The 10,859-nt window shown below is 70.8% G+C and carries 12 protein-coding genes; 9 read left to right on the forward strand and 3 right to left on the reverse strand.

Features of this window, described 5'->3' with window-relative positions; genetic code table 11:
• The gene (locus C4U03_RS29785) at window positions 1-1,206 is read right to left on the reverse strand and encodes a CaiB/BaiF CoA transferase family protein (protein WP_103942420.1); all 1,206 of its coding nucleotides are present in this window, start codon (window positions 1,204-1,206) and stop codon (window positions 1-3) included.
• Window positions 1,203-2,639 carry an aldehyde dehydrogenase family protein gene (locus C4U03_RS29790; RefSeq protein ID WP_103942421.1) on the reverse strand — a complete coding sequence of 479 codons (1,437 nt, stop codon included), beginning with the start codon at window positions 2,637-2,639 and terminating at the stop codon, window positions 1,203-1,205. Before C4U03_RS29790 ends, C4U03_RS29785 begins: the two co-directional genes overlap by 4 nt.
• A 390-nt stretch (window positions 2,640-3,029) precedes the next feature.
• Here C4U03_RS29790 and C4U03_RS29795 point away from each other — a divergent pair, with 390 nt between their 5' ends.
• The 9 genes from C4U03_RS29795 to C4U03_RS29835 are packed head-to-tail and all read left to right on the forward strand — an operon-like array spanning window position 3,030 to window position 10,154.
• Entirely contained in the window at window positions 3,030-3,842 is an 813-nt protein-coding gene (locus C4U03_RS29795) for a TauD/TfdA dioxygenase family protein (RefSeq protein WP_103942423.1), read from the forward strand.
• On the forward strand, window positions 3,833-4,546 hold the full coding sequence (locus tag C4U03_RS29800) for an SDR family NAD(P)-dependent oxidoreductase (RefSeq protein ID WP_103942425.1): 714 nt from the start codon (window positions 3,833-3,835) through the stop codon (window positions 4,544-4,546). The genes C4U03_RS29795 and C4U03_RS29800 overlap by 10 nt, the downstream gene beginning before the upstream one ends.
• Window positions 4,543-5,076, forward strand: a complete 534-nt coding sequence (locus C4U03_RS29805; protein WP_200827561.1) for a carboxymuconolactone decarboxylase family protein — start codon at window positions 4,543-4,545, stop codon at window positions 5,074-5,076. Before C4U03_RS29800 ends, C4U03_RS29805 begins: the two co-directional genes overlap by 4 nt.
• 34 nt (window positions 5,077-5,110) lie before the next feature.
• The gene (locus C4U03_RS29810; RefSeq protein WP_103942472.1) at window positions 5,111-6,376 is read left to right on the forward strand and encodes an aromatic ring-hydroxylating oxygenase subunit alpha; all 1,266 of its coding nucleotides are present in this window, start codon (window positions 5,111-5,113) and stop codon (window positions 6,374-6,376) included.
• Window positions 6,363-6,683: a hypothetical protein gene (locus tag C4U03_RS29815; RefSeq protein ID WP_103942427.1), complete on the forward strand. Its 321-nt coding sequence runs from the start codon at window positions 6,363-6,365 to the stop codon at window positions 6,681-6,683. Before C4U03_RS29810 ends, C4U03_RS29815 begins: the two co-directional genes overlap by 14 nt.
• A complete protein-coding gene (locus C4U03_RS29820; protein ID WP_103942429.1) occupies window positions 6,683-7,897 on the forward strand; it encodes a metal-dependent hydrolase family protein in 1,215 nt (404 codons plus the stop codon). The genes C4U03_RS29815 and C4U03_RS29820 overlap by 1 nt, the downstream gene beginning before the upstream one ends.
• A complete protein-coding gene (locus C4U03_RS29825) occupies window positions 7,884-8,294 on the forward strand; it encodes a nuclear transport factor 2 family protein (RefSeq protein WP_103942432.1) in 411 nt (136 codons plus the stop codon). Before C4U03_RS29820 ends, C4U03_RS29825 begins: the two co-directional genes overlap by 14 nt.
• Complete coding sequence (locus C4U03_RS29830) at window positions 8,281-9,369, forward strand: acyl-CoA dehydrogenase family protein (RefSeq protein ID WP_103942433.1); 1,089 nt, start codon at window positions 8,281-8,283, stop codon at window positions 9,367-9,369. Before C4U03_RS29825 ends, C4U03_RS29830 begins: the two co-directional genes overlap by 14 nt.
• The gene (locus C4U03_RS29835; RefSeq protein WP_103942435.1) at window positions 9,366-10,154 is read left to right on the forward strand and encodes an acyl-CoA dehydrogenase family protein; all 789 of its coding nucleotides are present in this window, start codon (window positions 9,366-9,368) and stop codon (window positions 10,152-10,154) included. Before C4U03_RS29830 ends, C4U03_RS29835 begins: the two co-directional genes overlap by 4 nt.
• 75 nt (window positions 10,155-10,229) lie before the next feature.
• Here the strand turns inward: C4U03_RS29835 and C4U03_RS29840 are convergent.
• Window positions 10,230-10,859: enoyl-CoA hydratase (locus tag C4U03_RS29840; protein WP_103942436.1), on the reverse strand; the 630-nt coding region annotated here is incomplete at its 5' end.

Consider the following 10,859-nt stretch of genomic DNA (forward strand, 5'->3'; position numbering starts at 1 on the left):
TCAGGTGACCGCCCCCGCCGTCTTGAGGGCGATGATGCGCTCCCAGTCCAGGCCGAGCTCCAGCAGGATCTCCTCGGTCTGGGCGGCGAACTCCGGCGCCGGCCGCAGCTCGGGAGCGGTGACGTCGAACTGCACCGGGTTGGCGACCAGCTCCAGCTCCCCGGCACGGACCACGTACTCGTTCGCCCGGACCTGGGGATCGTCGCCGACCTGCAGGGAGTCCTGCACCGGGGCCCACGGCCCGGCCAGGGTCGCCAAGCGCTCGGTCCACTCGGCCAGGGTACGGGCGGCCAGCGCCTCCCGCAGGATCTTCACGGCCTCCCCGGTGTTGGCGGCGATCTGCTCGGCGGTGGCGAAGCGGGGATCGTCGGCCAGCTCCGGGCGGTCGATGTGCCGGCACACGTCGGCCCAGTACTTGGCCGGCTGCAGCATGACGAACGCCAGGTAGCGGCCGTCGGCGGTGGCGTACAGGCCCGACAGCGGGTTGGTCGGCGCGCCGTGGGCGCCCGGCGGGGCCGCCACCAGCGGCTGCCCCATGTGCAGCGACAGCGCGATCCCGTGGCCCATGGCCCACACGCCGCTGCTGAGCAGCGAGACGTCCACGACCGACGGCTCGCCGGTGCGTTCGCGCCGGAACAGCGCCGCCGCGATGCCGCCGGCCAGGTTGGTGCCGGAGATGGTGTCCCCGTAGGCCGGTCCCGGCGGGCTGACCATCCCCTCCGTGCCGGGCGGGGTGAGGCTGGCGGCGGTGGCGCCCCGGGCCCAGAAGGCCGTCATGTCGTAGCCGCCCTTGTCGGCCTCCTGCCCGCGCGGGCCGAGCGCGCTGCCCCGGGCGTAGATGACGTTCGGGTTGATCTCGCGGATGTGCTCCACGTCGATCTCGAACTTGCGCCTGGCCTGCGGCAGGAAGCTGGTCAGGAAGACGTCGGCGCGCCTGGCCAGCTCGTGCAGCACCTCCCGGCCCTCCGGCCTGGACATGTCCAGGCCGATGCTGCGCTTGCCCCGGTTGGCGTGCTCGATGTTGGGGTTGGGGTCGCCCTCCACCTTCATGGTGCCGATCTGCCGCAGCCCGCGCTGCGGGTCGCCGTTGGCCGCGTGCTCGACCTTGATGACCTCCGCGCCCCAGTCGGCGAGCACTGCCCCGGCCGACGGCACGAAGCCGTACATGGCGACCTCGAGGACGCGCACCCCCTCCAGCGGCCTCATGCGACCACCTTCGCGTAGGTCTTCAGCTCCAGGAACTCCTCCAGCCCCGGGACGCCCTTCTCCCGGCCGAGGCCGGACTGCTTGTAGCCGCCGAAGGGCGCCTCGTTGGTGAAGTAGTTGCCGCCGTTGATGCTCATCGTGCCGGTGCGGATCCGCCGGGCCACCGCCAGGGCGCGTTCCTCGTCGGCGCTGCACACCCCGCCGGACAGGCCGTAGATGGAGTCGTTGGCGATGCGCACGGCGTCGTCGTCGTCCTCGAAGGGGATGACGGCGAGCACGGGCCCGAAGACCTCCTCCTGCGCGATCTCGCTGCCGGGGTCGACGTTGGCCAGCAGGGTGGGGGTGTAGAAGAAGCCCGGGTCGATCTTCTCGCCGCCCATGACCAGCGTCGCGCCCGCCGCGACGGCCCGCTGGACCATGCCGTCCACCTTGTCGCGCTGCCGTTCGCTGATGAGCGGGCCCATGAAGTTCTTGGGGTCGGTGGGGTCGCCGTAGGTCACCTTGCCCATGACGGCCGCGACGTACTGGACGGCCTCGTCGTGGCGGTGCCTGGGCACCAGCAGCCGGGTGTTGATCGCGCAGCCCTGCCCGGCGTGCGAGCAGGCGGCGAAGCCCGCGAACGGGGCGGCGGCGGTGAGGTCGGCGTCGTCGAGCAGGATCAGCGCGGACTTGCCGCCGAGCTCCAGGAACACCCGCTTGATCGTGTCGCTGGCGGCGGCCATGATCCGGCGGCCGGTGGCGGTGGCGCCGGTGAAGGTGACCACGTCCACCTCGGGGTGGGTGGTGAGCACCTCGCCCACCGCCACCTGGGGGGAGGTCAGGACGTTGACCACGCCGGGCGGGATGTCGGTGTGCTCGGCGATCAGCTCGCCCAGGGCCAGCGTGATCAGCGGCGTGTCCGGGGCGCCCTTGAGCACGACCGTGCAGCCGGCCGCCAGCGCGGGGGCCATCTTGGCCAGCGCGAGCTGGATCGGGTAGTTGTACGGGATGATCGCGGCGACGACCCCCGCGGCCTCCTTCTCCACCCAGCGGCGGTGGATCTGACCCCGGATCTCAGCGTCGCCGATCTCCTCGGTCAGCGGATAGGTCCGCAGCAGGTCGGCGTAGTAGCGGACCTGCTCGATGGGCTCGTCCAGCTGGGGGCCGTGCGTGTTGATGCGGGTCGCGCCGACCTCGGCCATCGTCAGCTCGCGCAGTTCCTCACGGTGCTCGACCAGCGCCCGGTGGAGCTGGTCCAGACAGCGGATGCGGAACTCGACGTCGGTCGGCCAGCTCGTGGTGTCGAACGCCCGGCGGGCGGCCGCGACGGCGGCCTCGGCCTGGGCGGTCGTGGCCTCCGGGGCCTGGCCGAGCACCTCGCCGGTCGCGGGGTTGAGGGAGGCGAACGTCCGTTCGGCCTCGACGAGCTTTCCATCAATGAGCAGGCGCTTCACGGCCGCACCACTTCCATCGTCGGCATCGGGTCCTCGGCGCCGGTGACCTGGCCGGTCGGCCGGCGGGCCTGGCCGGAGGGCAGAACGGGCGCCACCGCGTCCGGGTGCGGGTCCTGTTTCCGCCGGCTGACTGGAAACTACATTCTCGTAAATGGCAAATCAACCACCCACCAGAGAGAACGTCCCGAGAGGGCGTCCACCCCACCACCCCTCGTTCCACACCGACAGCGCCGGACCGCACCGCACCGCGCCGCGGTGGCCGGGAAACACCGGCGCCCAGCGTGACGACCCAGGTCCACCGCCCCGCCTCGGTCTCCCCCGGGCGGTGCTGGGACTTCCGGCCGACCGATTTTCGAGAGTATGGTTCTCGCATCCGGAAGGGAGATTTTCATGATGGAGACGGTGGCCTTGAGCCCCCATCTCGGAGCGGAGGTCAAGGGCGTCCGGCCCGAGGACCTGCTCGACGATGCGGTGGTCGCCCGGTGCCTTGAGGCGCTCACGTGGCGCGGCGTACTGCTCATCCGCGGGCTGCACCTGGACGACGAGGCGCAACTGGCGTTCAGCCGCAAGCTGGGCGAGGTGATCGCGGTGAGCGGCCAGGAGATCTTCACGGTCTCCCTCGATCCAGCCAAGAGTCGGAACGCCGAGTACCTCAAGGGCACCTTCCACTGGCACATCGACGGCACCACCGACGACGTCCCGCCCAAGGCGACCATGCTGACCGCCAAGCACGTGGCGATGACCGGCGGCGGGACCGAGTTCGCCAACACCTACGCGGCCTATGAAAGCCTGCCCGGCAAGGAGCGCGAGCGGTACGAGGGCCTGCGCGTGGTGCATTCCTTCGAGGCGGCGCAGCGGCTGGTCAAGCCCGACCCGACCGAGCGGGAGCTGAAGGGCTGGCGCAGCGTGCCCACCCATGAGAGCTCGCTGGTCTGGCGGCGCCGCGACGGCCGGTGCTCGCTGGCGATCGGCGCGACCGCCGACCACATCGTCGGCATGGACCCCCGGGAGAGCCGGGCGCTGCTGGACGAGTTGCAGGACTGGGCCACCCAGGAGCGGTTCCGCTACGCACACGACTGGGCGGTCGGCGACGTGGTGATCTGGGACAACACCGGCATGCTGCACCGGGCGCTGCCGTACGAGCAGACCTCCGAGCGGACCCTGCACCGCACCACCGTCAGGGGTGACGAGCCATGGTCGTAAGGAACGCCGTCGTCACCGGTGGCGCCTCGGGCATCGGCCGGGCCATCGCGCAGCGGCTGAGCGCCGACGGCCACCGCGTCGCCGTCCTCGACCTCAATCCCCCCGCAGGCGACGAGTCGGCCTTCAAGGCCGACGTGACCGACCGCGGCCAGGTGGACGAGGCGCTGGCCGCCGTCCGGGAGCGGCTGGGCCCGGTCACCATCCTGGTCAACGCGGCCGGACTGGACGGCTTCAAGCGCTTCACCGACCTGTCGTTCGAGGCCTGGCAGCGGGTGATCGACGTCAACCTCAACGGCGTCTTCCACTGCGTGCAGGCCGCGCTCCCCGACATGCTGGAGGCGGGCTGGGGCCGGATCGTCAACATCTCCTCCTCCAGCGCGCACTCGGGCCAGCCGTTCATGACGCACTACGTGGCGGCCAAGTCGGCGGTCAACGGGCTGACCAAGGCCCTGGCGCTGGAGCTGGGCCCCAAGGGCATCACCGTCAACGCGGTGCCGCCCGGCTTCATCGACACCCCGATGCTGCGCAAGGCCGAGGAGCGCGGGCTGCTCGGCGGCACGGTCGAGGACCACATCGCACGGACCCCGGTGCGCCGGATCGGCCGACCCGAGGACCTCGCCGCGACCTGCTCCTTCCTGGCCTCGGAGGACGCCGGCTACATCACCGGGCAGATCATCGGCGTGAACGGGGGGCGGAACACGTGACCCCCCGGCTGCCTCCCGTCCCCTACGAGGAGTGGGACTTCGAGGCCCTGTCGATCATCATGCCCCCCGGGCGGAAGCCCCCGCCCTCCAACATGCTGGGCATGTTCGCCCACCACCCCAGGCTCGCCAAGGCGTTCCTGCGGTACAACAACCACCTGTTGTTCAGGTCCAGCCTGCCCGCCAGGGACAAGGAGCTGGCGATCCTGCGGGTGGCCTGGCGGCGGCGCTGCCGGTACGAGTGGGCCCAGCACGTGATCTTCGCCCGCGAGGCCGGGGTCACCGACGAGGAGCTCGCCGGGATCCGCACCGGCGCCGACACGCTGATCAACCGGGCCGTGGACGAGCTGGAGGAGGCCGGCGCGCTGTCGGAGGCGACCTACGCCGAGCTGGCCGAGGGCTACGACACGCACCAGCTGCTGGACTTCGTCTTCACCGTCGGCACCTACGGCCTGCTGGCCATGGCCTGCACCACCTTCGGGGTGGAACTCGATCCGGGAATCCCTGACGAGAATTTCGATAGTCCTGACTGAGAATGATATTCTCCACGCAGAGAGGGGCGTGATCATGCCACACTTCAGCAAGCCGGCGGCCGGAAGCTGGACCGAGCACTACCCGGAACTGGGCACCCGGCCCGTCGACTACACCGACTCCATCGACCCGGCCTGCTACGCGGCCGAGCAGACGGCGATCTTCAAGAAGACCTGGCTGAACGTGGGCCGGGTGGAGCAGCTGCCCAAGACCGGCAGCTACTTCACCAAGGAGCTGGCGGTCGCCGACACCTCGCTGGTCCTGGTGCGGGGCAAGGACAAGCGGATCCGCGCGTTCCACAACCTGTGCCGGCACCGCGGCAACAAGCTGGTGTGGAACGACTACCCCGGCGAGGAGGTCAAGGGCACCTGCCGCCAGTTCACCTGCAAGTACCACGCCTGGCGGTACGACCTGGAGGGCAACCTGACCTTCGTCCAGCAGGAGAAGGAGTTCTTCGACCTGGACAAGGCGGACTTCGGCCTGAAGTCGGTGCGCTGCGAGGTCTGGGAGGGGTTCATCTTCGTCAACCTCGACCCCGACGCCGCCCCGCTGAGCCAGTACCTCGGTGAGCTGGGCAAGGGCCTGGAGGGCTACCCCTTCCACGAGATGACCGAGGTCTTCACCTACAAGGCCGAGGTCGGCAGCAACTGGAAGCTGTTCATCGACGCGTTCGCGGAGTTCTACCACGCGCCGGTGCTGCACCAGAAGCAGGCCACCAAGGAGGAGGCCGAGAAGCTGCTCGGCTACGGCTTCGAGGCGCTGCACTACGACATCCGCAGCCCGCACTCGATGATCTCCTCCTGGGGCGGCATGTCCCCGCCCAAGGACCCGAGCATGGTCAAGCCGATCGAGCGGGTGCTGCGCAGCGGCCTGTTCGGCCCGTGGGACCGGCCCGACATCGAGGGCCTGGACCCGCTGCCGCCGGGCGTCAACCCGGCCGGGCACCGGGCCTGGGGCGTGGACTCCTTCCACTTCTTCCCCAACTTCATGCTGCTGATCTGGGCGCCGGGCTGGTACCTGACCTACCACTACTGGCCGACCGCGGTGGACCGGCACATCTTCGAGGCCAACCTGTATTTCGTGCCGGCCAAGACCGCGCGCGAGCGGCTGGCCCACGAGCTGGCGGCGGTGACGTTCAAGGAGTACGCACTCCAGGACGCCAACACGCTGGAGGCCACCCAGACCATGCTCAAGAGCCGGGCGGTCACCGAGTTCCCCCTCAACGACCAGGAGATCCTGCTGCGCCACCTGCACAAGGTGGCCGGCGACTACGTGAAGGAGCACGCCGATGCTGCCGGCTGAGTTCGCGGCCCTGGAGCCCTACGGCGACTGGATCCTGGAGACCGAGCGGGAGCGCTACGAAAAGCGCCTGGCCAGCTCGATGGAGGAGATGCAGGCGTTCTACGACGCCGCGTTCCCCCTGCTGGAGAGCGCCTCCAAGCACCTGGACGCGTTCACCGTGGGCGAGCTGCCCGAGCCCGAACGCAACCTGCTGCTGCTGATGTTCTCCCTGGTGATGGTCTCGTTCCCGATCGAGGTGTGGAAGCAGGCCCGGGTGCCCGACAGCGGCGCCGCCTACCTGGACCTCCTCGTCGAACCCCGGGTCTGATGGCGCTCACGCTCAAGGCCGCCCGCGTCCTGCACGTCGAGACCGGGCAGATCGAGGAGCACGGCCGGATCACCGTGGACGGCGACCGGATCGCGGGCGATGCGGGCGGCAGCGGCGAGGTCCTGGACCTCGGCGACGTCACCCTGCTCCCCGGCCTCATGGACATGGAGGTCAACCTCCTGATGGGAGGCCGGGGGGAGACCGCCGTCCTCTCCCCCGTCCAGGACGACCCCCCGCTGCGCATGCTGCGGGCGGTGGGCAACGCCCGCCGGACGCTGCGCGCGGGGTTCACCACGGTCAGGAACCTGGGCCTGTTCGTCAAGACCGGCGGCTACCTGCTGGACGTCGCGCTGGCCAAGGCCGTCGACGCCGGGTGGATCGACGGGCCGCGCATCGTCCCGGCAGGCCACGCGATCACCCCGACCGGAGGGCATCTGGACCCCACGATGTTCTCCGCCTACGCCCCCGGCATCATGCCCCTGTCCCTGGAGGAGGGCATCGCCAACGGGGTGGAGGAGGTCCGCAAGGCCGTCCGCTACCAGATCAAGCACGGCGCGAAGCTCATCAAGGTCTGCGCGTCGGGAGGGGTGATGTCGCACACCGGCACCCCGGGTGCGCAGCACTACTCCGACGAGGAGCTGCGGGCCATCGTGGACGAGGCCCACCGGCGCGGGCTCAAGGTGGCGGCGCACACCCACGGCGCCGACGCCGTCCGGGCGGCCGTGGAGGCGGGCATCGACTGCATCGAGCACGCCTTCCTGATCGACGACGAGACCCTGAAGCTGATGGCCGAGCGCGGCACCTGGCTGGTCCCGACGACCTACCTGACCGAGGGGATGGACCTGTCCAAGGCCGCCCCCGAGCTCAAGGCCAAGGCCGCCGAGATCTTCCCTCGGGCGCAGACCGTCGTGGCCAGGGCCGCCGCGGCCGGGGTCAGGATCGCGGCCGGCACCGACGCGCCCGCGATCCCGCACGGCCGCAACGCAGGCGAACTGGTCGCCATGGTGGAACGCGGCATGACGCCGCTGCACGTGCTGCGGGCGGCGACCGTCAACGCGGCCGAGCTGATCAGCGCCGACGACCGCGGCCGCATCGCCGAGGGCCTGCTCGCCGACCTGATCGCGGTGCCCGGCAATCCGCTGGAGGACATCTCGGTGCTGACCGATGTCCGCTTCGTGATGAAAGGAGGGAAGGTCTTCCATGACAAGCGTTGAGGACGTCATCGAGATCCAGCAACTGCTGGCCAAGTACGCGGTCTCGATCACCAAAGGCGACATCGACGCGCTGCTGGAGGTCTTCACGCCCGACGGCACCTACAGCGCGTTCGGCGAGGAGTATCCGCTGGACGAGTTCCCCGGCCTGGTCGCCGCCGCGCCCAAGGGGCTGTTCCTGGTCTCCACGCCGCTGCTGGACCTGCGGGGCGACGAGGGCACCGGCGTGCAGAACCTGTGCTTCGTCGACCACGCCACCCACGACATGCGGATCGGGTACTACAACGACACCTACCGCAGGACGGCGGACGGCTGGCGGCTGCACACCCGCGCCATGACGTTCATCCGCCGCAACGGCGAGCACGACTCGGGCCGGCCGCACTCTCATGCACGTCGATGAGTTCCGGACGGGGCTGCGGGCGTGGCTCGACGAGCACGACCTGCGCCCCGTCCACGACGGGTCGCTCGACGGGCACATGGCCCAGCTCTCCCGCGTGCGGCGGGCGCTGTTCGACGCCGGCTGGATGCGCTGGGGCTGGCCCGAGCATGCCGGAGGGCTCGGCGGGCCGGTGATCCTGCGCGCGGTGCTCGGCGAGGAGGTCGTGGCCCGCGACCTGGCCGAGCCCGGCATCTACACCCTGATCGAGGTGCTGGCGCCCACGCTGATCCGGTACGCCTCCCCCGAACTGCTCGGCTTCGTCCCCAAGCTGCTGGCCGGCGAGGAGACCTGGTGCCAGGGGTTCTCCGAGCCCGGCACCGGCAGCGACCTGGCCTCGCTGAGCACCCGCGCCGTCCGGGACGGCGACGCGTGGGTGATCGACGGGCAGAAGGTGTGGACCTCCCTGGCCCAGTACGCGCGGCGGTGCGTGCTGCTGACCCGTACCGGCGGTCCCGGCCACCGGGGCATCTCGGCGTTCCTGGTGGACATGGACAGCCCGGGGATCACCGTGCGTCCCATCGAGACCATGCACGGCAGGGACGAGTTCGCCGAGGTGTTCTTCGACGGCGTCCGGGTCCCCGCCGCGCGGATGCTCGGTGCCGAGGGGCAGGGCTGGGAGATCGCGATGAGCATCCTCCCGGACGAGCGGTCCTCGTGCTTCTGGCAGCGGATCGCCTACCTGTACAACCGGCTGGACCGGCTGCTGGCCGAGGCGCCGGCCGCCTCGCCGCGGCAGCTCGGCGAGGCGTTCCTGGACCTGCACGCCATCCGGTGCAGGTCCCGGCTCACCCAGCACCGCCGCACCCGCGGCGACAGACTCGGCGCGGAGACCTCGGTCGACAAGGTGCTGCTGGCCACCGCCGAGCAGCGGCTGTTCGACACCGCCCGCGACCTGCTGCCCGGCGCGGTGGAGTACGGCGACTCACCCTGGCGTGAGGAGTACCTGTACTCGCGCGCCGCCACCATCTACGGCGGCACCGCCGAGATCCAGCGCAACATCATCGCCAAACGGCTGCTCTCCCTGGGGAACGAATGATCGACGCCGCCGATCTGGCCCTGCTGTCGGAGGGCCTGCGTTCGGCCATGGCGGAGGCGCGGTCCGCCGCCGGCCTGGACGCGGCGCTGGCGGAGCTGGGCTGGCGCGAGCTGCTGGAGGAGTCGCCGGACGAGGCGGTCGCCCTGGTCTTCGGCCTGCTCGGTGAGACGGGCGCGCACGCCCCCGTACTCAACGACGTGCTGCTGCACGCGATGAAGCGCCCGCTGGGCGGCGTCGTGGCGCTCAGGGAGGACGGCCTGGCGTTCGGGCGGCCGGGCGAGCCCTCCCCGGCGGACCTGGACCCGGCGCTCGGGCTGTGCAGGGTGGCGTGGGAGCCGCTCACCGACGAGGCGCTGGCGGCCGGCCGGCGGGCGCTGGGCCTCCAGATCGTCGGCGCGGGCCGGACGATGCTGGCGCTGGCCCGTGAGCACGCGCTGGCCCGTACCCAGTTCGGGCGGCCGGTGGCCGCGTTCCAGGCGGTCCGCCACCGTCTGGCCGAGACCCTGGTCGCCTTGGAGGGGGCGCAGGCGGCGCTGGAGCACGCCACCGACCCGATGACCGCCAAGCTGGGCAAGGCGCTGGCCGGGCGCGCCGGGCTGACGGCCATGCGGCACTGCCAGCAGGTGCTGGCCGGGATCGGGTTCACCGCCGAGCACCGTTTCCACCTGTTCGCCCGCCGGGTGCTGGTCCTGGACGACCTGCTCGGCTCGGCGAGCGCGCTGACCAGGGAGATCGGCGAGTCGCTGGAGGCGAGCCGGATCGTGCCCCGGCTCGTGGACCTGTGATGCGCCGCTCCCTGACGCAAGGGGGACGACGAGGGGCGGGCCGCGCGGTATGCGGCCCGCCCCTCGTTTCCGTTCTCACTGGCTCTTGAGGCGCTTCTTCATCTCGTCGTACTGCACCAGGATGGGGTAGCCGTCGACGCTGAGGGCGTTGCCGTGGCCGGTTTGGTGGGTGTCGAACACCGACTGGACGGCGGCGTAGAAGCCTTGCACGTCGAGGGTCTGGTTGACGGCTCGTTTGGCCTGGCGCAGCGCGAACGGGTGCATCCGGGCGATCTGGCCGGCCAGCTCCATCGTGGCGCCCTGCAACTCATCCAGCGGCACGACGCGGTTGACCATGCCGATCTGCGCGGCCTCTGCGGCGGTGATGGCCCGTCCGGTGAACAAGATCTCCTTGGCCTTGCGGGCGCCCAGTTCCCAGGTGTGGCCGTGGTACTCCACCCCGCCGATGCCCATGTGCACCACCGGGTCGGAGAACTCGGCGTTGTCGGCGGCCACGATCAGATCGCACGGCCAGCACAGCATCAGCCCGCCGGCGATGCACTTGCCCTGCACGGAGGCGATCGAGGGCTTGGGAACGTTGCGCCAGCGCAGGCAGTACTCCAGGTACCGGCGGGCCTCGATGGTGTAGATCCACTCCAGGGTGAGCTTTTCGGGGGCGGGCGCCCCGCTCTTGAGGTCGTGCCCGGCCGAGAAGTGCTTGCCGTT

Origin of the sequence: Thermomonospora echinospora (assembly GCF_900108175.1) — a bacterium.
GTDB classification, from domain to species: domain Bacteria; phylum Actinomycetota; class Actinomycetes; order Streptosporangiales; family Streptosporangiaceae; genus Thermomonospora; species Thermomonospora echinospora.